We start from the raw sequence: 26,255 nt of genomic DNA on the forward strand, positions 1-26,255 counted from the left end.
CAGCATTATCTGAGCATACTTATCAGATACAGGCTCGCCCGTGAAGGGATGGATTCGATCTTCAAAAGCTTTAATCTGCAATGCATTAATATCTTCCCCCGGCTCTTCCACATGACCTGTTGCTTGCATCCGGTTGATATCCAAATGCCCCTGATCCTTTTCATAAGCCTGCAGAGATGCCTGATCGGGGACACCATTTTCGTTTACAGGCATCCACATCAGCCGACCATAGATATTGACTTGTGCCATCCGGTAGCCCTTATCACCCGAACTCGCATCACTTGCTGAACTCTTCATCATTGCTGCCGCACCAACAGCACCAATAATACCGCCCAGACTCCCTTTCTCCGCATCTGCATTCTCAAACCGTGTCGCAATATCCTCTAACTCTTTCGAAGTATACACCATACTCTCCAGTGCTTTCTGTAGTACGGGACGCGACCGCGCAAAATCATCATAAAAACGCTCCTGTGTCACACCCATCCACATGGTTTGAAGGAACATCATCTGCCTGGAGAGATTATCTTGAATATGCTCCAATTGTTGCCTCGCCTGATCCACCTGACTGGATACGTGATGTAACTGCTCAGGTGTTACTTTGATTGTACTCATCCGTTTTCACCGCTTATTTTGTGTATGATATATCTATGTTAGCAGAAGTTTAATGGCAATTTCATCCGGCTAACTTCCTGATTTATATGCATTTATCCACTATAAACATTATAATCGTCCTTACTAAGGTCCTGTGTTCCAGTGATCCAGTGGAATCAAAATTAAAAAGTTTGGATTAGTGGTGCTGTTCTTACATACGCTTCAGGACATATGACTTTTAAAACGCGTACTATTTCTGAAAAAGATTACTTACCACAAACAGCCCGTCCTTGATTTAGGACGGGCTGCCTTCTTGCTCTATTAGTTCTACCATTCGTTTATAAAGGCTTACTTTTCTTCCGAATAAACAAACACATAAGTACTCTCATCCGACAGCTCTTCCGAGAAAACAAACGCTAACCGATCAAATCCTTTGATATCTTCCACATCTGTTATTTTCCGCTCTGCCATATAACGTACCATCTCACCTCTGGCCATTTTCGCGCGGGTTGCCTTCTCCACAAGTTTCCCACCAACCATTTGTCCGAATACACAAGTGACAAAACGGGTTTCCTCCTTCAAAAAAGGCGTGATGTTCTTGCTGTACTCTTTGGAAGCCAGATTCAGAATGCAGTTGCTTTCGGATTGAAGCTGATCAGCCAGCTTGCTGCCCCAGAACTGATAAAGGGATTTGAATTCCGGCCCTTGCAACTTGCCCTGCATCTCCAACCGATACGGGGTAACCCCGTCCAAAGGACGCAGCATGCCATACAACCCGGATAATATGCGCAAATGTTGCTCCAGATACGCCAGCTCTTCCTGCTGAAAAACACCCGGCGCCATATATTGATACTGAATGCCTTCATACGAATAGATGGCTGGTGTAAGATTTTCTTTTACATTCATGCTCCGAATCCGCTCCATGTTCAGTTCCGCGATAGCGTCGTTGCACTTCCAGAGCGCTTTGAGCTCATCATAGGATAACGTCTGAAGCAGACTCAGGAGTTGTTCAGACTCATTAATAAATTGCGGCATTTGCGCGCTAGCCATCAGATCGGTGTCGACCTTCATCTTCTTGGCTGGTGATATAATAATCCTCATCGTTTCTAATCCATCCTTAATCTACCGTTGTTATGTCGTTATTCATTGTACAGGATTAGGCAGATGAATCCAATCGTGAGGCGTATTAAGCTTACGTCTTCACAAAAGTTTACGAATTCGGATCAGGCGTAAGCTGAATCCATTCATCTTCTCTATAGTAGTAGATATGCTCCTCCGGATTGTCCTTAAATTTAACAACAACAGGATACATCGGCATTTTGCTGCGGCGGGCTGTGATACTTGTGATCGTCTGCTCATCTATTCCTTTTTCAACCGTTAAATACGTCCTCAACTCATCTTCAAGCTTCTTCATATCACTTTTATAAGATCCGTACCATGCAAAAGAAGCAATAATTATTATAGCCACTACAGCCAATGAGGTCTTTAGTAACTTCATCTTTATTCACCCTGACTTTGATTACTTTCTCTTTATAATCGGATATGTCTATTCTACAGCAACGTTGTAATTTATTTTAGATCCGACTTTGTTGACTATTCGATTCACAATTCAAGATTAGCTACTATGAACTGCATCTGTTCTTGTCTTACCACACCTTTTCCTAATCCCCTTACAAATAACCCCGACGAAACAGTTCCAAAGAAAAGTTCAGCCGGGGTTTATTATTTATTAAAGTTCAGTATTTATCTGTCTGCTTTCCCTGCATTATCTCGTAAAATCATGCTGCCCAATCGTCAGCAGTGTCGGTCTGCTCTTGCTCCACTCAGACGTGGCAATCTTCGGATTGTAATAAAATAGCGCGCCATGCGTTGGGTCGGCACCATTAAGAGCTTGACGGGCAGCCTTGAACGAGGTTGCGGTAGGCTTCAGATTAAATTGACCATCGTCTACCGCTGTGAACTGACCTTTTTGGAAAATGACTTCGGAGATGGATGACGGAAACTCCCCTGATTGCACCCGGTTTAAGACAACTGCTCCTACAGCGACCTGTCCTTCAAAAGATTCCCCGCGTGCTTCCCCATGGATCAGCTTCGCCAGTTGACGCAGTGTTTCTCCTTCGGCTTTGACCTTTTGATTCAGCCTGTTCAGCGTCACCGGACCTGCTACACCATCGGCACTTAATCCCTGCGCTTGCTGGAAATCGCGAACTGCACTCTGGGTGATCGAACCGTAATAACCTGTTACTCCAGCGTCAAAATATCCGAGCTCACTTAATTGCTCTTGCAGTTGTACCACGTGTTCACTGCGAATGCCCTGTTCCAGCTTCTGTGCTCCAGCCGAAGGCGCGGCAACGGTAAGTCCAAGTGTCATTGCACAGGCGCCAAGAAGCATACTGACTCGGCCTACTCTTTTGTTCGTCTTCCTCCCCCTGCGATGGGTGACTTTACGACTCACGGTAATAGGCTCCATTTCGTACACGCTATTCTGTTCACTCGTCATATGCATTTCGCTCATTATATTCTTCTTATTCGTCATTTCCTTAACCCTCCATTTTTCTGAATCCAGTTATACGGCTTCCTCCTGAATCCTCTCGGATGGACATCCCGAGTGTCATTATAGGATATCAAAAATTGCCCGTCTATCGGACCGATGGAGCATGAAAAAATGAGTCCTGCACATATCAAAAAGAGGCATGAGCCCATGGTCGTATCAGGGTCACACCTCTTCTTATATCAACCTTGTACCGCTTGTCCATCCACCATTTTCGTAGGCAAACAGACCCGCACAAAAGTTGCGCTAAAATTTTCTGAACATTACTCGGCGAGTTCCTGCCCTTTCGTTTCCCGACCCCAGAACAGCACAGCCGCTGCTCCAACAAGGATAGTTACGAAGAAAATGGTGAAAATCAAGCTGATGGGAACTGCCTTCTGAACTAACATACCCACCATAAATGGTGCAAGTACGCCCCCGATCCGGCCTACCGATGTAGCTAGTCCAACGCCTGTGGAACGAACCGAAGTCGGATACAATTCAGGGCTGTATGCGTACAATCCGCCCCAAGCGCCCAGGTTGAAGAACGACAGACAGATTCCTGCGGCTAAAATGGTTGCTTCCGTCGTTGCCAATCCAAAGGCAATCGCACTGAACGCAGTCAAAGTAAGGTACACGACAAGTACAAACTTCCGACCAAACCGTTCAATGAAATACGCAGCAGTGAAGTAACCTGGCAACTGTGCGATCGTCATGATCAACACATACTGGAAACTTTTGACCAACGTAAAGCCTTTCGCCATCACAACCGAAGGCAACCACAAGAACATGCCATAATACGAGAAAATAACGGTAAACCACAAAATCCATAGCATTAATGTGGTGCGGCGATGCGGTGCGGACCACACCGTGGCAACCTTCTCGCGGAATGTAATTTTGTGCAATTTCGTGTGATTCTTGTACCGCGGAGGATCTTGGATGGCACGGCGTAAATACAGCGCGTAGAACGCCGGAAGAGCTCCAATGGCAAATGCAATTCTCCACCCATACTCAGGGATTACAAAATTGGCAATCAGCGCCGATACAATCCAGCCCCCTGCCCAGAAGCTTTCCAACAACACAACCGCACGTCCACGTTCCGCTGTAGGCATCGATTCCGATACCAGCGTAGATGCTACGGGCAGCTCACCGCCAAGACCGATTCCTGCAACGAGACGTAGTGCACACAAGACTGCAAAACCAGTAGCGAGTGCTGATAGACCGCTTGCAATCGTGAAAATTAACAGCGTCCACATCAGAATGGCTTTTCGTCCAAAACGATCTGCGAGTGCACCTGCGAGCAAGGCACCTAGTGCCATCCCGATAGAGTTGATACTTGTCAGCACCCCGACTTGTCCGGGACTAAGACTCCACTCCTTCGCGAGTGCAGCTACGATAAAGGAGATCATGCCGACCTCCATCGCATCAAACAGCCAGCTCATGCCGGCACTGAACAGCAGCTTGCGCTGCTTGGGATTCCGCAACACTTCCAATTTACTCATCAGATTAATAGCTCCCTTGATCTCTATGTAGTCATCCTGACACTAAACCATTATTATGCAGAATGAACCAGAAATCAATGCAAAATACGACGTGACGCCAATTTACAACGAATATAAAACGAACTCGATTTTGTAAAGGATCTCTCAGTCTTCTTCTCGACCCTCAGCCTTTAAGGGAACCAGCGGTCAGACCTGCGACGAAATAACGCTGAAGTAGCAAGAACAGCACAATCATCGGGATCGCTGTCACAAGAACGCCAGTCAGCATCATCGGATAATTCGTCACGTACTCCCCGCGGAATTGCATCAGGGCAAGTGGCAAGGTCAGTTTGGACTTGCTGGTAAGCATAAGCATCGGAATGAGCAAGTCATTCCAGACCATCACCAGCAGGAACGTTGCCGTTGCCGCCAGTGAAGGTGCTGCGAGTGGCAGAGCAATTCGGGTGAAGAGTCTCCACTCGTTTGCGCCATCCATACTACCTGCTTCCAAAATTTCCGAATTCAACATACGCATAAAACCCGTCAGCATGAACACAGAAACGGGCATCAGCATGGCCGCCGATACGATAATCAAACCCGTCAGACTATCCGACCATCCAAGCGTACGTGTGAGGGAATAGATCGGTAACATGCTGACCTGAGACGGCACGATCAAACCTGCAACAAAGAGTGCAAACACTATTTTGCCTACACTGCCGCCCCAGCGTACAATGGCGTACGCAATCATGCTACTCAGCAACAGTTCAATCGCAACTGTGCCGAGCGTCACAATCATACTGTTCCCAAAGTACTGCCACATCGGCTGATTACGGAACAAACCCGTCACATTATCCCACGTAAACGGCTCCGGCCAGCTGAATGGGCTGGTGAAGAAGTTACTGCTTGTTTTGAACGAAGATACAAATACAAAATACAACGGCACAAGGATCAGCAGTGCGTACACAAACAGAATCAGTCGATTGAACCATTTTAAAACCATATAAAAAATCCCTCCTTCCTCTCAACCTCACACCTAAAGTTAATCTCTACATCCAAAATCAACTGATTCGTATTGTTCGAACACAGTTCTCGATAACGCTCACGAAAAATAGTAATCACCTATCCGTTAATAGCTCACCCGGTCGGCACGGAGCGCCTTGAACTGTAATAACGTCAGTAGCGCGAGCAACACCAGGAAGATCATCGAACCGGCAGAAGCCAGACCAAAGGAATAACTGCCAAAAGCCGTATGATAAATATAGGTAGTCAAAATCTCAGTGGCGTAATTCGGACCTCCGTCCGTCATGGTGAAAATAAGATCAAAGGCCTTGAACGACTGGATGGTCGTATAGGCTACCACAATCGTTGCCGAAGGAGCCAGCAGCGGCCAGGTCACGGTGCGGAATACCTGCCATTTGCTCCCGCCGTCCATACGTGCCGCTTCGTACAGTTCTGCTGGAATGCCTTGCAGACCTGCGATGAACACAATCATCATCTGTCCTGCGTGAGCCCAAACCTGCACCGCAGCGATAGAGAAAATCGCAATCTTCGGATCACCGATCCAGTTACGAGCCATGCTGCTCATGCCCGCCTCGTTTAGTCCATAATTGATCAGTCCAATGGACGGGTCATACATGAACGCCCAGATCAGACCAACGGATACCGACGACAGAATCGCAGGTAGGAAATACAACGCCCGAAGTACCACTTTTGTCTTGGTATTGCGTACCAGAAGCAGGGCTAGAACGAGTGAAATAAAGGTTTGTGCGATGACAACGGTTAACATAAACTCCACGTTATTGCCGAAGGCTTTGCGAAATACGATGCTGCTGAGACTGTCCTTGTAATTATCCAGCCCTACAAATGCATACGACGGGGATACCCCGTCCCAATCCGTAAAGGAATAGAACAGCCCCGTCAATGTAGGAAATACGAACAATCCAACGTACAGCAGCAATCCGGGTAACAGAAACAGGGATAGCTGAATACGGTTTTTCATCGTTTATTTCCCGATATGCTGATCAATGATCGCTTGTGCCTGCTGTGCTGCTTCTTCCGGGGAAGTGCCGCTCAGCACAGCCTGAATGGAGTTGGTTACAGCCTTCTGGTTGTCTCCATTCAGAATGGTAAACCGTGGCTGGAACACGGTCTTTTTGTTCGCCCATTCTCCTGCAACTTGAAGCTCTGCTGTATCATACTTCACGTCATTCACTGTTACATTTTGTCCTGTCTGGTTGGCGTATGCCCCAGCTACATCCGGTTTGCTCAGGAATTCAAGGAATTTCTTCGCTTCTTCCGGGTGTTTCGATTTGCTGTTTACCGCAAGCATGAATGTGGTCGTATGCACTCCCTCATATTTCGCCTGGTCGGCACTTACCGTAATCGGTGCGAGCAATTTTTGCTCGAGATTCGGGTTTTGTTGTTTGTTCTGAGCAAGTTGATACGATCCACTTGCAAGCATCGCTGCTTTTTCCTGAATAAATAGTGCACCTGCTGCCGGGTCCTTCGTACCCAGTGCATCCTGCTGGAAGTATCCTTTATCATTCAGTTCCTTGATTTGCGTCAACGTTTTCACCCAGAACTCATCTGTCAGTTTGGCTTCGCCCGCTTCAACTTTGGTAAAAATGTCGTCACTCGGCGCATTGTTCATTACCATCGTATTCATGAATTGGCCCGGACCAATATCCGCTCCGGCAAAAGCAATCGGAATAATGCCATTGTCTTTCAGCTTCTGGCACAACGCCAGAAACCCTTCCCAGTCCTTCGGTGGTGTGAGGCCGTACTTTTCAAACAGTTTAACGTTATAGATTGGATCGTTATATACAAGTTGGTACGGAATCGCATATTGTTTGCCATCATGCTGTCCAGCTTCAATCAGTTTCGGATTGTAAGCCGACAAGAAGGATGATCCCGTCAGATCCGTAAACAGTCCGGCTTTGCTGAACGCTTGGAATTGAGCGCCCGGGAAAGATGCAAACACATCCCCTGTGGAGCCGTCGCTGATTTTGGATTGCACGGTGGATTGGTACTGATCCGATGGGAGTGTCTGCATCTCCACATGGATGTTCGGATTTTCTTTTTCAAACGCGTCGATCGTCTTGTTAAATGCTTCGGAATCCTCGCCGCGCCAGTGCATGAAGCTAATGGTCACTTTACCTGAATCTGAAGAGCCATTCTCGCCGGATGATGCGTTATCTCCACCGCCGCAAGCGGACAGCAGGATGGACATCACCAGCATACTGACAAGCGGCAGAATCATTTTTTTATTTTTTTTCATGAAAGAGGGCCTCCTTAGTTGGCAGTAATAGAATGCTGTTTCTGTCTTGTTTTCCATTTCTCACGAATGATAGGCATCACGGTCTTGCCGAAGATTTCGGCTTCTTCCAGATGCGGATAACCGGATAGAATAAATGTCGTCACGCCCAAGTCTCCGTATTCCATCAAACGTTCTGCAACCTGCTCCGCCGTACCCACGATGAGGATGGCTCCCCCGGAACGCACCACCGACAAACCAGTCCACAGGTTCGGCCCAACAACAAACTGTTGCTTCTCGGACAGTTCCCGGAGCTCATTCTGTCTGCGTTGGTTGGTGGCATCCGTTTCGGCGAATGCGGCTTTGGCCTTTTCAATCGCTTCCGGCGGTACTTTGCTGATGATCTCCCATGCCGCTGCCCATGCCTCTTCTTCCGTATCCCGAATGAGCACCTGAGCACGCATACCGTAACGGAGCTGACGATCTTGACCCGTCTCCTCTTTTACCTGCTCTCGAATGACTTCGATCTCTTCAATCTGTTCCTGAATCCAGTCATGCGGCTCGCCCCACATCAGGAAGGTATCCGCATGTTCAACGGCCACTCGCTTGGCAATCGGAGAACTTCCTCCAAGATAAAATGGAGGGTATGGCTTCTGTACCGTCTCCGGCATGCCTACCGGGCTTTTGAAGTTGTAATATTGACCGTTGAATTCAGGATTTGGTTCGCTGGATGCATCTGCACCTGATTGTGCGCCACTTCCGGCGAATTCCGTCAGATTCAAGCCTGTCGACTGCGTCCACGAACGCTTCATGACTTCCATATACTCGCTTGCGCGAACATACCGTTCATCATGCGCATGTGCCAGCGGATCACCGAGTTCTTCCAGATCTCGAACCGAACTGCCTGTAACCACGTTAATCATGGCGCGACCGCCAGAGAGCTGATCCAGTGCCGCACCCATGCGAGCCGCAAGTACGGGTGTCACCAAACCTGGGCGAATCGCGACAAGGGGACGCAGTGTCTTGGTGTGACTCATTACCGCCGAGCCGACCACCCATGCGTCCAGACAGGCTCCCCCTGTCGGAATGAGTACAAATTCGAATCCGGCCGTTTCCGCCGTCTGTGCCACTTGCACTAGATAATCCAGACTTGGCTCACGTTCCGGCTCTACACCTACATACTTCCCATCTCCGGCAGTTGGTAAAAACCATCCAAACTTCATCTCTTCCTGTTCACTCATTCACGTCAGTCCCTTCTATGGATAATTGCTTTATAAAGTTCCACTCAAACACTTCGGTTACAGAAAACCTTTCGAACACTCTTGTCCCCAGATTTCTTCTCATTCTCCTTTTATGGGGGAAATCCGGTGACAAAGGCGCACGCTTCGCTTCTTCAGGTCTTTTCTGCACCCTCCGTTGTCGTGTCATTTTGTAAATCAATTTAGCAACCATAATAATCACAAATACCGATTAATTAACTTGGTTTAATAGGTATGGACATCATATCAATTGATTTGTCTGTGATCAATGTCATTTCGCGGCAATTTATTTTTGTCATTTTGTGGTTGTTTTTCGTATTCGGGTTTACTCGATCTTGAATTTATATAAAACCCACCTGTATAATGGGTTATAAATAAATCTTTTAGATGATATCGACGATACTTATAAAATAAAGAGGTGTTCCTGGTGACCGAGCTTGAGCGCATGAAGGAGGACCACCACGAGTTTTTGGATATTCTATTTTTCACTCCGTCTGAATTTGAGAAGGCCAGCGGTGCATGGCCGTTACGCATTGGTCGTAACATTGCTAAAAGCAATTATCATATAGGTCCTCGGACTACGCCTTATCATTATTTGTTATTTGTGCTGGAGGGCGAAGGCTCATTCATTCAGAACGGACAGCAGTATTCCCTGCGAGCCAGAGATGCCTTCTGCCTGTTCCCACATGTGACGCATGAGTATTGGACTGATCCGGAGCAACCATTGCAAAAAATATTTATTGCCTTTGACGGAGCATTTGCGGCTGAACTGCTTTCTCGCATTGGATTAAGTCCTGATAACCCGTATCGTTCAAGTGTACTCACACCCGAGACAGCCAGCAGTATGCGGTCGTTTATGGACGATGTTCGCAAAACGCAGGACAGTGCCAGTGATTTGGGGCGACTGATCCGGTTTCTCAGCCTTTTCGACCGCATTGCGCATTCTCCGGCGACCAAAGACTTGCAACCGGATGTAGCCACCCCCTGGCTTCAAAAAGGGAAAGAGTACATTGAACTTCATTTTGCGGGCGGGATATCGGTGGAGGGTGTGTCAGCCCATGCAGGGGTGGATCGAACCCATTTTGCCAAACAGTTTCGCAAAGCCTACGGCTTGTCCCCAGTGCAATATATTCAGCAGCTCAAAATGAAGCAAGCCAAGCTCCTGCTTGTGCAGACCACGCTGAGTTTAACGGAAGTGGCTCATTCCGTGGGTTACCCGGACTTATTTTCGTTCTCCAAAGCCTTCAAAAAGCAAGTCGGTCTGCCTCCTAACCGTTACCGAACAACGACAACTGAACAATAGAGCGAGTTGATTAGATTAGTTGAGTTGGTTAAGAGAACCTTCGAGCTAAGGGGACACTTTCCTGTTCTCAAGCGCAAAAATAACCTGAATAAGGCAAGCCCCTTCACTATGCGAGTGATCGGGATTTGCCTTATTCAGTACGAAAAAATCTCATCTTCACTTCCTAAAAACTTACTCCCAACATATGTAACTTATGTACCGGTTGTTGCGTTAATTCTAATGAATATACCAAAGGAATATATCAAGGGAGTGGTTGATCATGCGTATTTCCAAATTTTTAGTGGTGACTGTGCTAACTCTTGCTATGGCTGGCTTCAGTTCATCCGTAAATGCGGCTTCTCTCTCCGCTTCCGGCTCAATGGTAAACATCAAATCCAATGTGCTGGGCGAAAAATCATTTACAGGTCTGATTATTAAAGGGCACACCTACGTCGATCTCGACGGATTCGTGAACTGCCTTCCGTTCCAAATTAATTCCAAAGCGTTATCCTTTCAATCCGAAACCAAAACGTTTAAGGTCCTCAATGAAGACTTTGCAATTCCTACCCCAAAATTACAGTTCAAAGTTGGAAGTGATACGTTCCAGCACAATGATGAGTCATTTCGATTGAGTGATCCCGTTCTTTTGATTCAAAACCGCATTTATTTTCCTCTAAAAGATATCGTCTCAATCTACGACATTAACGTTTCTTATGACTCGCAGACAAAAACAGTACAAGTGAGTAAAGAGTAACTTACGCTACACCTGGTTCACAAAGGTAGAATGTTACCCAAACGGGGAACAAGCGCACCAGTTGGGACGCTTTATCTAATCGAAGACTCCAGATGTATAGGATTATCGCTCGTGTAACTGTACTGCTCAATGTGCCCGTCCTTGAAAAGACCGTAATGATACTTATCATTAGGCTCATCCGCGAATGTTACGGAAACACCATATGGAGCCTCTGAGCTTGTAAAAGAATAGTTACCCGTTATATCTATCATTTCCTCAGGGGAATATCCCTTTTGTTGAATTAAATAGGCTCTTACTTTCTCTTCAGCATCTTTCTTTTGAATTGGATTACCGAATAAACTGAAGTACACCCAACCTGATATCACCACAACTAACGCTAAAGTAGCAATCCAACTGATTTTCACTCTTTTCGACATAGAGAAACCTCCATTTCTACACTTTCACATTCTCTAAATAATATTAAAATCCCTTCTGAGCTACACACAGCAGGAACGAATACCTGCTGCTTTGCCCAGAAGGGATTATCAATTAAACGTTAAAGCTTGTGTTATTGTTTCTGATGTTGTGATTCTTCTTTCGATTTCTCGGTCTTTCGCGCCAGCGGAATGCCGTTTTGCTTCGCATACCACGCCTCATAATGATGAACTGCCACACCTGCAAACGATGAGTGTGAGGCACCGAGTTCAAACACCTTCTGCATCTCTTCGTCCATATTGCTGATGGGCTTGCGGAAAAAGGTCAAGTGATCTCCCTCGTGTGTATCCGCGAGTTCTGCTCCAATCCAGACCTTCTTGCCCAGATCATCCGCTTCAGCCAGCTCTTCCTTGGACAGATCATACATCTGCTGCCCGCTGTCCCGATAAGCCATAATAGCTACCGCATCGAAACGGGAGATGACCCAGCGACTGAGTGTCTCCTTGCCTCCAGCAGACTGCCGGGCATCCAGCCAGAATGGAATCGCTGCACTCATATATAGTCCTGCTGCCTTTCCGGCTTCCGTCCAGACCTCCATATTGTTCTGCCACTCGGCAATGACACTGCTCTGCTCGTTCTCCCAGCGTTTTAACTGGTAAGGCTCGACATCGAGCTGAATGCCTTCAAAGCGTTCATTCTTCGCAGAAGAAGAATTGTATGCCCGCACGCGTTCAATAAAAGCAAGTCCTTCTGCGCGCTTTTCGCGATAAGCCCAGTCGGCATGACCATTCAGCGCGTGCACTTCAATCTCGGCATTGGTCGCAGCCGCAATGAACTTGCGATAAGCCGCATCGGGCACCTCATCCTGAACTTGCAGGAAAATGGTATCCACGCCCTGTTCCTTGGAGAATGCGATAATCTCAGGTGTCTGCTTGATAATGATCGACGTATCCCACAGCCAGGTTGCCTTGTGTTCCTCATGCGAAAACCATTTGAACAGCCAGGACAGGAGCAGCAGGCAGAACACCACAGCCACAATAGCCCATTTCGCCTTACCTGCCAACTTGCCCTGTATTCTCATCGGTCGCCTCAGACGAGAACCGCTTCACTTGGTGCAAACACAGGATGTTGTACCGAGTGACCGATCTTGTAAATATGGGAGTGATTGTACGTGCGGAATGCATTACGCGTATCCAGAATTGGTACACCCAGTTCCGCAATGTCATAATAAGGCAAGTCGCTGTGGTTGGTGATCAGCACGATGCAATCATACGTTTTGAACTGCTCCAGGTTAAAGGCTTGGCTGTGCACGGTTTCGCCATGTTTGTCTTTGAATGATTCTGCATGCGGGTCGTAATAGTTAACGTTTGCGCCGCTTTCCTTGAACAGCTCGTATACTTCCAGTCCTGGTGATTCACGCAGATCGGCAATATTCGGTTTGTACGACATGCCGAGCAGGAGAATGTTCGATTTGCGAACAGACTTCGCGTATTCATTCAGGATCGTTGACGTTTTATTCAGTACATAGTATGGCATATTGTCATTGGTGGATTGCGCCAGTTCAATAAATTTGCTATAAAAACGGAATCCTTTGGCCTTCCACGACAGATACATCGGGTCGAGCGGGATGCAGTGTCCGCCAATACCCGGACCTGGATAGAAAGGCATAAAGCCAAACGGTTTTGTCGCAGCCGCGTCAATAACCTCCCAAATATCGATGCCCATGCGATCACACATCATGGCCATTTCATTGACAAAGGCAATGTTGACACTGCGGAATGTGTTTTCCAGTAGTTTGGACATTTCCGCTACTTTAGGTGAAGATACCGGAACTACAGTCTCTACATATTTGCTGTACAGCGCTGTGCCTAGTTTCAGGCAAGCTTCGGTTGTACCGCCGATGACCTTCGGTGTATTAAATGTAGTGAAACGACCGTTGGATGGGTCCACTCGTTCAGGTGAGAAGCACAGGAAATAGTCTTTGCCCGCCTCATGTCCGATTTTGTCCAGCTCCTGCTGGATCAACTCTTCCGTTGTACCTGGATACGTCGTACTTTCCAATGTGATCAGCATACCTGGTTTCATATGCAGTTTAATCTGATCCACAACCGTCTCGATATAAGAGGTATCCGGATCCTGATTTTCGCTGAGCGGCGTTGGTACGCAAATACTCAGTGCATCAATGACACGTAGCATGCTGTAGTCTGTTGTTGGCTGGAAACGGCCGCTTTGCATCACTTTTTTCAATTCGTCGGACGAAATATCGTGAATATAGGAATCCCCATTGTAGATGCTGTCGACTTTGGAAGCATCCAGGTCGATGCCAATGACGGTGAATCCCTGGTTGACCATCTCCACCGCAAGGGGAAGGCCGACGTAACCGAGGCCGACAACGCCCAGTACTGCTTCTTTATTTTCGATCGCGTTCAGTAAAGTGTGAAATTGTTGATTCTCCATGATATTCCCTCCGCGCAATATATTTGATGTTGTTTATATGATCTGAACTAAGGAGATTTACACGGACACTCCGATGACAGAATAACCTTCCAATCGCTGTTATCCTCAGATTTTTTTGATTTCCTTTTGTTAAAGAGAAAATCCGGTGATAAAGGCGAAGCTTATGCTTCCGATGCAGCTTTCTTTTAGAAAACTTTTAGCTTCGCTTTTTCAGGTTTTTTCTGTCCTCTCCGTTAAAGTGTAAATAACTAGTCCAGATCATATAGATGTGGTTGTAATTAAGCGTCTTGACTCTAACTCTACTTATTTGTTAGTGCAGGCAACGTCTGATCCGGGCGTCCAGCTCCACAGGAGAGAACGGCTTGGTCATATAATCGTCTACTCCGCTGCTGAAACATTGGCTGATCGTTTGCTCCACCCGCTGTTCGGTCAACACGACGATTTTCGGTGGTTGCTCCATCTCCAGCTTCTGGATATGGTGAATGAATGGAAGCCCATCGATGCCGTACAGATTCAGCTCGGTCAGCACGAGGTCAGGTGTCACTTTCTCGATCAGGTCAAGGGCAGCGAGTCCATCCACCGCCTCGTAGGTTTCGTATCCTTGCATTTTTAAACGCAGCTGCAAAAATTCTCGAACCGTCGGATCATTATCCACGATCAAAATCCGTTCGGGGTCATCCGACGTATGTTCCAGCGTATAAATATGAATTTCCGATGAATCCACAAGCTTCGAAGATTCGGCCATATGCTGAATCGTTGCCTTCGAAGGGCGCTCCCCTGGCGGGAAACTGGCCAGTGTAATCTGCGGATCAGCGCCGGGAGCACGTTCTTGCAACTCATGCTTGATACGAAGTCCTTCATAGTGAACCTCATCCAGCGTAAGCCCTGGAAGCAGCACAGCAATCGCCTTTGTATGACTATCCTGCCATACCTGGAACGACGTATATCCCGCCTGCTCCAGATGTGTCCTGACCTGCTGCTCCGGCTGAACCTGACCTGCACAGTGAATGAACATTAAACCACAAGCTTCGGCACCCGTTTCCTTCAATCCCTGTTCTACATTGCGGTACACATTAACGGCAGCCTCACGCTGCAATGTCGCCGTATTTGGCATGTTCTTTTCCACCCTTCTATAATGTTGTTACTGTATTACTTAAGCCGCTTTGCTCGCGTCCTTGGATTCCTCAGACCAGCTTTGACGTGTCATCGTGCCCCAGGAATTGTTGTTTTGCAAAAACTGAATGTGTCCCTGCAATCTCCACAGCACGCCGAGTTGATGATATCCCACAAATTTCAGGGCGGAGTAGACCAGCATTTTGACCAGATCGGACAGCTTGTTATACCGTTTAAACGCAATCTCCTCCAGAATCAATGCCCCTACACTCAGCAGATATCCACTCACAAAGTTCAGCAAGCCAAACAAAACGAGGATCGGCCACTGGGTCATGTCCAGAAGCACGTATCCAGCCAGAGCAATCAGTCCGGTAATGCGGAAGTACGGATTCAGCGCTTCAAAAATAACGTTATATGGCATGGTGATTAACCCCATAACCTTATATTTCGGGTTGAACAGCATGCCGCGATTTTCCAGCATGTTTTTCAGATTCCCGCGGCCCCAGCGTTTGCGTTGACTAGACAAAATGCGGTACGAATCCGGCGCTTGTGTCCAGCACACCGCTTCAGGACAGAAAGCGACGCGGTATTTGAGTTTATTTTCCAGCATATAGCGGTGAAGCTTGATAATAATGTTCATGTCCTCACCTGGGTAACCGTCGCGGTATCCACCTACGGCAATCACTGCATCCTTACGGAACATGCCGAATGCGCCAGAGACGATGATCAGACCGTTCATGTGACTCCAGCCAATGCGTCCGCCAAGAAATGCTTTCAAATATTCGATAGATTGGAACATCGGCCAAATCTTACGCGGCAAGGATACGTCCTGTACCGCACCGTTTTCGATTTTACAGCCGTTGGCAATGCGGACATCCCCACCAATCGCAACAGTCTCTTCCGGATTCTCCATATACATGCGTGCCATGCGGATCAAAGCGTCTTTCTCCAGAAGTGAATCGGCATCGATGGAAGAGATCAGCGGATAATGGGACAAATTAATCCCTGCGTTGAGGGAATCGGCCTTACCGCCATTCTCCTTGTCGATAACATACAGATCCGGGAAGTCCGGGTTATGATAGATGCCGCGAATTTTTTGACACTGAATTTTTCCGCGAATTTGCGTATTCGGCACCGGCTTCAGCCGGTATTCTTCCAACAACACCTTCAAGGTGGAGTCGTTCGAACCATCATTAATGACAATGACTTCATACGTTGGATAGTTCAGTGTCATGAGGCAGTTTACATTTTCAATAATCGTCAGTTCCTCGTTGTACGCTGGCACCAGCAGGGATACCGAAGGAACCAGTTCCGAGCCGGATAACGTGTTGTACTTGGAGTAATGTGACCTCCGGAAGATCGTCCAGATGTTACGAAATGATAAGGCCAGTATGGAAAAATAAAGCGTATTAACAAACACCACATAATAGATGGCGACCATACCGTAGATTAGCAATAAATCTCTAAGCAGTGTAATCCCCTCCTACTGTTGCAACGCCTGTGCGTTTCTTGGCTGTACGGTTTTCGCCGCGCACCGGGCCAAAATAACGTTCGTACAGCAGTCTTTTTTTGTTATGTGCAATCATCTGCTCTACCGCCTTGTGGTCGGTTCCCGAATGCTGCATCGTGCTCTCGATCTGCTGCATGGCAATCTCGCGCTCTGCACCCGTTCCTTGCACTGCTGCCTGACACAAAGCTTCGAATCCCGGTTCGCCCAGCTTACTCAAACTTTCCGCGCTGTTATAGCGAACTCTCCAGTCTTCATCGCGAAGTGCCTTGCGCAGTAGCGGAATGCTGCCTGATGCATGCTTCAAACCAAGTGCCTGTACCACTTCCGCCCGAACTTCCGGATCGGTGTCCTGGATCAGCTTCAGAATCGTCTCATCCTTAAGTGCTGGACTTGCACTGAGATACAGCTTCACTGCTTCGGCACGAACATCCTCATGCTCTGCTCCGACGAGTCTGTGGAGTGCAGGCATTACTTCCGGCACCGCTTGTCCCCACATCGCCACAAGTCCTACTTTGACAAAATCAGGGTTGCGATCCTCAAGCAATTCGATCAACACACGACTCGTATCCAGGTTTGCTTCCAATAAGATGTCCGCAGCCAGATGATGAATCGATTTTCCTTTCGTTAAAAGCAGTGTAAGCATGTCTTTCAACTCGCCATGCCGGGTTGTACATCTCGCAATCGAACGTCCAATCATGATCGCCATCGGACCCGGCTTCTCATCCTTGAGAAGCTCCATTAAACCTGGAACTGCTTCGGGACAGCGCATGCCTCCGAGACGATATGCTGCATCAATCTGACGTCCGTAACGCAGACGGGCTAGCTCTTTCAGATCGTGTTCGACGAATCCGGCCTCCCGGCACAGTTCGATCAGCTTGTCACGATACTCTCCCTTGAACTGGTCAATCCATTCAATCAGCTTGTCCTGAATAACCCGTCGTTCTAGCGGAGCAAGCTTGCCTGGCGGCAGCTTGAGTGGGCTGTTCTCCGTCAATGCGGTCTGCAGATACGTGAAATAGTCTCGTTGCTTCATTTCATACAAAGCGGTTTTGCGTCGTTTGCCGTTGTGGGACATTTTCATGGCAAACAGAACGATGACGCCTACAATCACAAGTGCAATGCAGGCGATCAAAAACCAATAGGCCAAAGCTAAACTCTGGAACATGTGAAAAAGTCCTCCTTTTATACTCGCTTATGATGTTCTATGCTGATTTATTCGATCTGAAAACTAGGCATTTTTTCGTAGCTCTGCCGCATTTTCTCATAGCTTAACTTAAGTCTTTCGCTATATTCGACCTGCTCCCAAGGTTTCCAGCTGTAAACGGGTAAAGTTTTCAAATCCAGCGTTGATTGCTCGCCCCCAGGCCAGGATATCTGTTTTGTGGAACGATCCGTCAACCACGGAACCAGCGTGATACCTTCAACGGTAGTTGTAGAAAACTCCCGACCGTTTTTCAGCGGTCCGTATTCGATGGCCTGCAAGGAGCTCGGATCACCGAAACCAAGCAGCATCCAAGGAATTCGCATCTCCACCTGATTGCCGTTATACTGCCAAGCTGTTAACGAATCGCTGTCTGCCTGTCCTGGAACTGTCGTACCTCTCTTTAACGTTCCCACGTTCTCCGCCATGAATGGATGCGCTGAACGTGTATCTGGCGGGGTCATCTTCAGACTGACAGCCAGTTCCCACGGATGGAACGGATCGGCTGACTTCAACTCCTCGTCTGGGATCATGTTATACCCGTCCTTGCCATACAGACGCTGATTGAAATCATAGTCCTTCGCAATCTGTACCTGGGACTCGTTATCTTTACCCAATGTGATGACCGTTTCCAGTCCATCACTTAGCGTTTTGCCTGGCAACATGTTGCTTGGTTGACTGCCGCCGGTAAGAGTATCTGTCCCAATGCGAAGTACAGTTTTCTCCGGGTCAAATGGCTGATCCAGCGTCAAGCCCACATACAGGTAAGCTTCATCATGGGTCATTTTCATCTCCTGAATACCATTCACTTGCCCTTGCCAGACGGTGACATCTTCTTTCTTCAGCTTATCCCAGTCATCCAGCTTGCCATCAATGGTCAGCTGTTCCTGTTTCCCTGGGTCCATGGCCAGCAAACCAAACATCTTTTCGTTGGTTAACACGTTTAGCCAGTACGCCCGGCGATCTGCCGGAATTTCCAGCGGCATCGTGTTCCAGGTCTTTTTGAACCACTCATCCTGCCACATGAACAGAATCGCTCCTGCATAGCCTTCATCATAGATATCCTGCGTAAGCGAAGCATCGATGTCTCCCTGCTGTACCTCGTTATGCCCGCCTTGATTTCGACCACCCATGCCCAGATGAGAAATACCAAGTGAGGACGGCACACCATACTCTGTAATCATTACAGGCATATCGGAAAACTCGGCTTTTAGCTTTTGCAGATAGCTTTTGTACGTGTTGTACTCGCCCTTTTCATCCTTGATGGTTTGCAGTGTCTTATCAATGTGGAACAGATCCGGGTAATACGGGTACACGTGATAGGCAGCAAAATAACCTCCATCCCATGCTTCCGGCTTAATATGCCGTGCATCCACACTGACGAGATCCTCTTCATAGAGCGGCTCGCCTGGATGATCCAGCACATCGGTTGTGACCCAGTTGGTAAACGTCATTGGATGTTCCCATCCATACTTTTTCTCCTGAACCGCCGTGTAGTCCAGCAGCTCTGCTAACCAATTTTCAAACGGTGATGCTTCTGCACTGCCGGAAAAGTGAACCCCTTTGTACTGCGGCACATCCGCATGCACCTTATTGGTGTTGTCCACCATCCCCGGGTCCCACTCGGTACCTACATGCCAAGCCATCAAGTATTTTCCGGCATTGGTTCTGTACTTGCCGCTGGACTCTCCGTTCTTAGTAGGAATGTCTGCATCACCGTACACGGCAGATACGGCCTTTTCTATTTCCTGCTTGAACCTCTGTTCAATATGATCGGCATAGGCATCCTGCTCCTCAATCAATTCCTCTTCAGGTGACCATATGCCTTGTATAAAATATAACGGTTGCTCCCGGCCACGATTATAATCGACCAGTGCGGAGTAAAAAATCGGCTGGTGGACGGTATAGACTCGAATCACATTCGCGCCCAAATCCTGAATCTGCTCGAACCAGCGTAGGTAATCCTCCTCGGTGAGCGGAAACTCTCCCGGGTAATGTCCCGGCGAAGTCGCCCCCAGGTTCACACCTTTAACGAACATTTCCTTCCACGTTCCATCCGGCCCGTATTGCATGAACCGGTCTCCATCGGTCTTGAATTTCATTTCCGTGCCGTTCTCCGCTGTATACGTAACCAGCTTTGGTTGCATGTAATGCCATCCGGCAAGTATTCCGCCAGTCACCACCAATGCGCCTGTCAAAGCTGTCAGTAACCAGCGTCTTCGTCGTTGTCTGCTCATGACTTCTGATTGCTCACCTCTCTAGTATGCATCCTGCTTCCCCATAGATCAGGTTCATGCATTGCACAAACCCATGCAGGAAACATACGATCATTCCGCTTCGGATGTCCGCTTGGTAGAGATGTCAGCGGTGTAGTTCTCACTATAGCGCTAAGCCTCTGCATTGTAACTAGGCTGATGGAAGCAAACATGATATGGAACGTTCTGCCCATACTCAGCCCGTTGAGCCACCCTCTAGCACTCCAAGGCAACAATCCCGTTTGCGGTCTTTTTACATTCGTGATCTGCCGAAAAGCACAGATGAATGCCCTGCTTATCCTGCACATCTTCACGTAATATTGTTATGTGCAACGCGGATGCAGGCACTCTTCCCCCGAAAAACATATACCCCATTAAACGCGAGTAACATTTTAAAGTTTCGCGTTTTTTACAGTATTAACCATAAAGATTACAAAATTGATACTATAGTCCGATAACGCATCACTGAAAATCCGCGTCCTATCAAGGTTTTCTGAAAAGTACTGAAAACGAAAAAAGGACATCAGTCCCCCTATCTAGGACTCTATCCATGAACGACACTTTTACAAAAATCAAAATGAACTATCAGTCATCGCCCAGAGGTCACAGATATCTCACATTAAATGTAAAAAGACGCATCTTATTTCCTATTTCATGTCCCTAGTCTGCCCAGCGTATAATTGTGTCCAATTTGCAAAATAATTCCGGTTGCCGCATTTTGAATTGTCCTTTATGCTTATAAAACAGGAACACTTGTTCCATACTGTAAATAAACTGTAAATGAACAGCTCTCTGCAAGGATCAGACGACCAGGAGCAGCATCAAGAATTGCAGATAAGGAGAGGAAACATCATGCCCCGCCAAGACAGACGTGTCATCATGCTGGCAGACTGCCAGTCATTTTACGCCAGTGTGGAGAAGTCTGCACATCCTGAGTACAGGGATCGCCCCCTTGTTGTAGCTGGTGACCCCGCGAGGCGTTCAGGTATCATTCTGGCGGCGTGTCCTCTCGCCAAGTCCTACGGTATTACAACCGCAGAACGACTGGGAGAAGCCCTTGCCAAATGTCCAGATGTTGTCGTTATTCGCCCAAGAATGGCCGAATACATCCGCGTATCCCTTCATATTACACGTATTCTTCAGTCCTACACTGATCTGGTAGAACCCTACAGCATCGACGAGCAGTTCCTCGATGTCACCGGAAGTCTGGATCTGTTCGGCAGTCCCGAAACAATTGCACGCAGCATTCAGTCCAAAGTGATGGATGAAACTGGCGTTTACATTCGAATCGGCATCAGCGATACCAAAGTCGTCAGCAAAATGGCCTGTGACCTGTATGCCAAAAAAGTCCCAGGAGGCATCTATACGCTGCCAAGGAAGGATATGCCCTCCACGATCTGGGAAAAACCTGTACGCGATATGTTCATGGTTGGTTCACGCATGGCACAGCATCTCTACAAAATGGGCGTTCATACGATTGGTGATTTGGCGAATACACCGCTATCCCGGCTCAAGGAGCGGTGGGGTGTAAATGGTGAAGTGTTATGGCGTATCGCCCGTGGTATAGATGATTCTCCGGTAAAACCCGGAACATACACACACCAGCAGCAGGGGATCGGACATCAGATGACGCTACCACGAGATTACGAGACTTGGGAAGAGATTAAGGTTGTGTTGCTGGAGCTCGCGGAACTAGTCAGCCGACGTTCCCGGGACAAATCACTCATGGGGCATGTCGTTTCGGTCGGGTGTCGCGGACAGGATTACGACCGGCCAACCGGTTTTTCCCGTCAGATGAAGGTGAATGAACCGACCAACATCACAGATGAAGTATATGATGCGGCGGCAGCTCTGTTTCTGCGCCATTGGGACGGATTACCCATAAGACGCATCCATGTGTCGCTGAGCGGACTTGTACCCGATTCAGAAGTACAACTGTCCTGGTTTGACGACCGCGAACGCAAGAGAGAACTGGAGCGAGCCACGGATGATATCAAGCGCAAGTTCGGAGATACCGCCATCATGCGTGCTTCATCTCTGTGCTCGTCCGCTCAGGCGCAGGATCGTTCTCATAAAATTGGAGGTCACTATAGATGAGTAAAAAATTGCAACAAAACGGACTTTTTGAATCCTCACGCATGATGCTTCCCGAACATCGGGAAGCCTATATTCTTCATCAGGAGCAGCTTGCCCCCCGCACTCGTCCCTCCCTGGATGCCCAGGCCGCAGATGAAATGTCCCGTTTGCTGAGCAACTCCATGGTACTTGGCGACCGCGTTACGATCACGCTGTTCCATGAGCATGATGACATTTCTTATACTGGACGTGTGCTCCGATTGGATCGCCCCGCCCGTACACTCAGACTGCTAACCGATGACGGGAATCGGGATCTTCAGATGAATCTCATTACAGGTGTAACTCCAGCAGGTGAATGGATGGATGAATAAACATGTGAGTGATGTAGCAAAATGAGCAATTCTTCACATATAGATATAGTGGGAACCCATTGATAGATGTAGCAGCTTCACGTTGTGCAGGACCGTATCCCTACTATACTTTAAGAACATAAAAGAGCAGTCGATAAAACCGATGTCCGTGCATTCTGCCTCGTTCAAAAGAAGCAAAATAACTGGAATCTGATTCATCCACTGCCTTAGAAGGGTAGCTATTACGTTGCTTTTTTAATATTAGAAGAAACTCCAGTCGAACTCCTTGGACAGACGCTCGAGCAGATGAACGCCAGCGAGGCTGTTGCCTTTGCGATTAAGTGCCGGGCCAACCACACCGATGCCGAATTGTCCCGGAACAAGCGTCAGTATTCCACCAGAAACACCGCTTTTGGCGGGCAAACCAACCTCGATGGCAAATTCACCAGAAGCATTGTACATCCCGCAGGTGGTCATAAAGGTTTTGGCGATCTGCACATAACGACGGGGAATGAGTTCTTCGGCGGTAATCGGATCGGTTCCATCATGAGCGAGAACAAGCGCCATGCGAGCTAGATCAGCACAGGTAACTTCAATAGAACAATGACGGAAATAAACTGCCAGCACATCTTCCACATCATCTTTGATGACACCGTTATGTTTGAGGAAATAGGCGAGGGAGCGATTCAAATGACCACTTTCCGATTCGGAACGAAAAACGTCTTCGTTATAACCCAATCGTTCATTATTCGCTAACTTGCGGAAAAATTCAAGAATACGGCGTGACTTCTCTTCCTTGCAGTCCCCACCAACGAGAGAAGATACGGTGATCGCCCCCGCATTGATAAGAGGATTAAACGGAATGCCTGGTTCAACCAGTTCCAGCTTGATCATGGAGTCATAATCATCGCCGGTGGGTTCTTTTCCTACATTAAAGAAGACCGCCTCTTCCCCGTGATCCATCAGGGCCAGAATGAGGGTGAACACTTTGGAGATACTTTGCATCGTAAAAGAAACTCCGCAATCGCCGGCAGACACATGGTTACCTTCCGCGTCCATGATATGTATTCCCAGATCATCCTGAGATGCTTTGACCAGTTCCGGAATATAGGAAGCTACTTTCCCCTGTCCCGTATGCAGACGGCTGGTCTCCAGCCACTCCGGCAACAGGGCATTCAGTCGTTCCATCGTTGAATCACTCATATGTCATCTCCTCCACGTTTATCTATAGAAGTATCTTACACGAGATACTAGCCCTGCAATACAACGGAGCGCTGTACTGAGGCAAGACACCTTATACTCCTTATTCTATCCTATGCATTACCCTGTGGTACGTGAAGTTACACGAATTTCTACCGGGAAAACAAAAAAGCTGCTAGCGTAACAGCTTTTATGGGGACTTTGTTCTATTCTCTGAATCAGGTCGTTCATGGATTACGATGGGGACTGTTCCTTCATTTTTTCAAATTCCATGAATCATATTTCAGTATTGTTTCCTCGCTGATTAACAAAATCTTTCGCTCTTTCAGCCATAAGCTCCGAATCAATATTGCTAATGCCAATTCTGGCAAGTTTGTGCACAACCTGACTCGCGGATTGTGCATTTTCAATAATGATGTTTACGGCTTCATCAGCATCATCGACAACGCGAATATAACGTTTGAATTCCTCTTCTGTCATATTTTTCGTACCGACAAAAAGTTGATAAAGCAAACCCATCACTGGCATGTGCAGCCTTTTATCAGGGGTCTCTGAATTGGTCCAGAACTGGCTGTCAAGAAACAGCATTGAAGTAATTGGAGCCTTATTATACGCGTCATTCTCACGGTAATAGACTTGAGCGGCGTCCTGGAACACTTCCTGGATTGTGCCTCCCCGCCCCTCCGAAAAAATGATACCGCATGAAGCCAGTGTAAGAAGCACATCTTCCCGTATGCTATTGAGAAAGTATTTCGCAACGTGGGTAGCAAACGGAGTAAACGGCTCGTGGCCATAATGCCAGGTCGGCAGTGCCAAACTGCAATTGAGTGGGCTGAGCTGATCCTTGAGTTCATTTGCTATTTCCCATGCGGGAAGCATCCATTTATGGAGCTTACTTAACAATTCTTCATTAAAGGTCTGCCCATCTTTACCGATAATATCGCTCATGTTTTGCGGGAATTCAGCAAACGGTTCCTTCTCCAAACGTTTCATTGCAGATTCAAGGCAGCCTGCAGACCGTCCAGCGTGAAGAGCACCAAGATGTGTTGCTTCCATACAACCAGGTCCGCCACCGCTAACGACAATAAAACCAGATTCTGATAGCTTCTGGGCAATTCGTGCTACTTTACGATAGGTTTCGCTTCCGCGTCTCTCCCGATGTCCTCCCATAATTGCAACAGGACGACGGCCTGCCTGTAACTCCGTTGCCAGAAATCCGTTCATTTCGCGTACCACGGATGTATCATGTACAGCCTCCATCATCGCAGCATAAGGATCTGAAACGGTTGTACCTCCTTGCTGATGAAAATATGTAAAACACCGGAAATCTGGGGTGGCTAATAGACTCCGTGCATCATCCGTATTAAAACCCTTAAGCAACTCAAAGGGAGAATAAAGCTTATCATGAATAGGGTTAAACGGAGGATGCGTAATCCATTCCAATGATTTTATCATAATGCTCTCCTCCTACATGTAATTTAGGACGGCTCTATCTAATATAGATTGCACAGAAAAAAGCCGCTTTATAAGCGGCTCCAGCATGTTTAAGCATATACTTTCATGTGTATCTAACGTCTTTATCTGTTAGGACGCAGATTCAACTCCAGAATCTCCCCAGGCAAACCGTCGTAATCTCCTACCCATGTTGATTCAAAGTTCTGTCTAAGCAAAATCTGACGGGATGCCGCATTGGAAGGATCAATAACGGCATATAGAACCTCAATGCCTGCAGCCTGAGCCTGAATAATCAGGCGGGACGCGATAGCTGTACCCTGACCTTTGCCCCAATGCTCCGGTAGAATCATATACCCCATCTCTGCCCGGCTTGGGTTATCTTCATCCAGAATCAATTTGGCGTAGGCCACACCCGCATCATCCTGCGTGGTCACTCTATAGTGCCCGCATAAAGAACGAAGGTTATAATCTAGCATGGAATCGAACTGTGTTCTCGCTTCCGGCTCCGGGATCGCCCGCTCGGTAATCTGCTTCATGACGTCCTCATTGGAAACGAGTGCATAATAATGTTCAAAGTCCGGTTCTGTGTATTTTACAAAGTTCATGAATATGCCTCCTCAGGATAGGTCATTTCAATGTCATCGTGTCGCATACCGTATATCATTTTATAGCGCGTCTTTGAGTACAGTTTTCCTTTGATTCACCTAAAGTATAACAGAAGCAAAGGTAGCAATGCACCATCACGAATTACATTGATCGATTGAGTCACTCCAAACTTCCCCATCAAATCCATTTCCATCAAAATAAAAAAACGGTCTCTTGATAGAGACCGCTAATGCAATTATTTAGTTACTTAAAAGAATTAAAAAGTTCGATTGGTTATAGAATGAAAATTGAGGCATTTAACCTCCATCCATTTATTAAATTCTATGGGAAAACCACCCTTGCAGGTACTCCTTTTGAGGTGGTGGTCCCGTCTCCTAGCAATCCACCCTGCCCCCAACTCCATAAATCCCCATTTCGCAGCAGCACTGTGCTACTATTCGTTCCCCCTACAATCTGGGCTCCCCGATT

The 26,255-nt window shown here is 47.5% G+C and carries 22 protein-coding genes and 1 pseudogene; 4 read left to right on the forward strand and 19 right to left on the reverse strand.

Annotated features, from left to right (window positions below):
- Positions 1–354: 354 nt before the first annotated feature.
- The 9 genes and pseudogenes from M3629_RS25305 to M3629_RS25345 form a co-directional block, all read right to left on the reverse strand.
- Positions 355–612, reverse strand: a pseudogene (locus M3629_RS25305) (WXG100 family type VII secretion target); the annotation flags it as partial.
- Between the two features lie 327 nt (positions 613–939).
- A complete protein-coding gene (yaaA, locus tag M3629_RS25310; RefSeq protein WP_154888350.1) occupies positions 940–1,692 on the reverse strand; it encodes a peroxide stress protein YaaA in 753 nt (250 codons plus the stop codon).
- 109 nt (positions 1,693–1,801) lie between these two features.
- Positions 1,802–2,089 carry a DUF3139 domain-containing protein gene (locus M3629_RS25315; RefSeq protein ID WP_251511247.1) on the reverse strand — a complete coding sequence of 96 codons (288 nt, stop codon included), beginning with the start codon at positions 2,087–2,089 and terminating at the stop codon, positions 1,802–1,804.
- 267 nt (positions 2,090–2,356) lie between these two features.
- The gene (locus M3629_RS25320; RefSeq protein ID WP_154888672.1) at positions 2,357–2,983 is read right to left on the reverse strand and encodes a cell wall hydrolase; all 627 of its coding nucleotides are present in this window, start codon (positions 2,981–2,983) and stop codon (positions 2,357–2,359) included.
- Between the two features lie 422 nt (positions 2,984–3,405).
- Positions 3,406–4,623 (reverse strand): MFS transporter, encoded by a 1,218-nt coding sequence (locus M3629_RS25325; RefSeq protein WP_251511251.1) that lies wholly within the window; start codon positions 4,621–4,623, stop codon positions 3,406–3,408.
- Positions 4,624–4,786: 163 nt separating this feature from the next.
- Positions 4,787–5,602 (reverse strand): carbohydrate ABC transporter permease, encoded by an 816-nt coding sequence (locus tag M3629_RS25330; RefSeq protein WP_090922663.1) that lies wholly within the window; start codon positions 5,600–5,602, stop codon positions 4,787–4,789.
- A 126-nt stretch (positions 5,603–5,728) separates the two neighbouring features.
- A complete protein-coding gene (locus M3629_RS25335; RefSeq protein ID WP_186811624.1) occupies positions 5,729–6,601 on the reverse strand; it encodes a carbohydrate ABC transporter permease in 873 nt (290 codons plus the stop codon).
- Between the two features lie 3 nt (positions 6,602–6,604).
- A complete protein-coding gene (locus tag M3629_RS25340; RefSeq protein WP_251511253.1) occupies positions 6,605–7,879 on the reverse strand; it encodes an ABC transporter substrate-binding protein in 1,275 nt (424 codons plus the stop codon).
- A 14-nt stretch (positions 7,880–7,893) separates the two neighbouring features.
- Positions 7,894–9,096 (reverse strand): LLM class flavin-dependent oxidoreductase, encoded by a 1,203-nt coding sequence (locus M3629_RS25345; RefSeq protein WP_251511255.1) that lies wholly within the window; start codon positions 9,094–9,096, stop codon positions 7,894–7,896.
- Between the two features lie 445 nt (positions 9,097–9,541).
- Between M3629_RS25345 and M3629_RS25350 the strand changes: the two genes are divergently transcribed.
- Both M3629_RS25350 and M3629_RS25355 read left to right on the forward strand, forming a co-directional pair.
- Positions 9,542–10,417 (forward strand): helix-turn-helix transcriptional regulator, encoded by an 876-nt coding sequence (locus M3629_RS25350; RefSeq protein ID WP_251511257.1) that lies wholly within the window; start codon positions 9,542–9,544, stop codon positions 10,415–10,417.
- A gap of 259 nt (positions 10,418–10,676) precedes the next feature.
- Complete coding sequence (locus M3629_RS25355; protein WP_251511258.1) at positions 10,677–11,150, forward strand: stalk domain-containing protein; 474 nt, start codon at positions 10,677–10,679, stop codon at positions 11,148–11,150.
- 71 nt (positions 11,151–11,221) lie between these two features.
- On the opposite strand, the gene M3629_RS25360 is transcribed toward M3629_RS25355, so the two are convergent.
- The 7 genes from M3629_RS25360 to M3629_RS25390 all read right to left on the reverse strand — a co-directional run bounded on the left by M3629_RS25360 (position 11,222) and on the right by M3629_RS25390 (position 20,082).
- Positions 11,222–11,566 carry a DUF3139 domain-containing protein gene (locus M3629_RS25360; RefSeq protein WP_251511260.1) on the reverse strand — a complete coding sequence of 115 codons (345 nt, stop codon included), beginning with the start codon at positions 11,564–11,566 and terminating at the stop codon, positions 11,222–11,224.
- Positions 11,567–11,697: 131 nt separating this feature from the next.
- Positions 11,698–12,645, reverse strand: a complete 948-nt coding sequence (locus M3629_RS25365; protein WP_251511262.1) for a hypothetical protein — start codon at positions 12,643–12,645, stop codon at positions 11,698–11,700.
- A gap of 8 nt (positions 12,646–12,653) precedes the next feature.
- Positions 12,654–14,021 (reverse strand): nucleotide sugar dehydrogenase, encoded by a 1,368-nt coding sequence (locus M3629_RS25370; protein ID WP_090922673.1) that lies wholly within the window; start codon positions 14,019–14,021, stop codon positions 12,654–12,656.
- Positions 14,022–14,331: 310 nt separating this feature from the next.
- Positions 14,332–15,135: a response regulator transcription factor gene (locus M3629_RS25375; RefSeq protein ID WP_251511264.1), complete on the reverse strand. Its 804-nt coding sequence runs from the start codon at positions 15,133–15,135 to the stop codon at positions 14,332–14,334.
- A 39-nt stretch (positions 15,136–15,174) separates the two neighbouring features.
- Positions 15,175–16,575 carry a glycosyltransferase family 2 protein gene (locus tag M3629_RS25380; RefSeq protein ID WP_186811643.1) on the reverse strand — a complete coding sequence of 467 codons (1,401 nt, stop codon included), beginning with the start codon at positions 16,573–16,575 and terminating at the stop codon, positions 15,175–15,177.
- 22 nt (positions 16,576–16,597) lie between these two features.
- Positions 16,598–17,809 carry a HEAT repeat domain-containing protein gene (locus tag M3629_RS25385; RefSeq protein WP_251511266.1) on the reverse strand — a complete coding sequence of 404 codons (1,212 nt, stop codon included), beginning with the start codon at positions 17,807–17,809 and terminating at the stop codon, positions 16,598–16,600.
- 47 nt (positions 17,810–17,856) lie between these two features.
- A complete protein-coding gene (locus tag M3629_RS25390; protein ID WP_251511268.1) occupies positions 17,857–20,082 on the reverse strand; it encodes a hypothetical protein in 2,226 nt (741 codons plus the stop codon).
- Positions 20,083–20,952: 870 nt separating this feature from the next.
- Here M3629_RS25390 and M3629_RS25395 point away from each other — a divergent pair.
- Entirely contained in the window at positions 20,953–22,197 is a 1,245-nt protein-coding gene (locus M3629_RS25395) for a DNA polymerase IV (RefSeq protein WP_145415534.1), read from the forward strand.
- Complete coding sequence (locus M3629_RS25400) at positions 22,194–22,547, forward strand: YolD-like family protein (protein WP_090922683.1); 354 nt, start codon at positions 22,194–22,196, stop codon at positions 22,545–22,547. The genes M3629_RS25395 and M3629_RS25400 overlap by 4 nt, the downstream gene beginning before the upstream one ends.
- Positions 22,548–22,787: 240 nt before the next feature.
- Here M3629_RS25400 and glsA read toward each other — a convergent pair whose 3' ends face one another.
- From glsA to M3629_RS25415, 3 genes are all read right to left on the reverse strand, one after another.
- Positions 22,788–23,729 (reverse strand): glutaminase A, encoded by a 942-nt coding sequence (gene glsA, locus M3629_RS25405; protein ID WP_251511271.1) that lies wholly within the window; start codon positions 23,727–23,729, stop codon positions 22,788–22,790.
- A 273-nt stretch (positions 23,730–24,002) separates the two neighbouring features.
- Positions 24,003–25,181 (reverse strand): LOG family protein, encoded by a 1,179-nt coding sequence (locus M3629_RS25410; protein WP_251511273.1) that lies wholly within the window; start codon positions 25,179–25,181, stop codon positions 24,003–24,005.
- 122 nt (positions 25,182–25,303) lie between these two features.
- The gene (locus tag M3629_RS25415) at positions 25,304–25,786 is read right to left on the reverse strand and encodes a GNAT family N-acetyltransferase (RefSeq protein ID WP_090922690.1); all 483 of its coding nucleotides are present in this window, start codon (positions 25,784–25,786) and stop codon (positions 25,304–25,306) included.
- Positions 25,787–26,255 lie beyond the last annotated feature (469 nt).

It is taken from the genome of Paenibacillus polysaccharolyticus, from assembly GCF_023714295.1.
GTDB lineage: Bacteria > Bacillota > Bacilli > Paenibacillales > Paenibacillaceae > Paenibacillus > Paenibacillus polysaccharolyticus_A.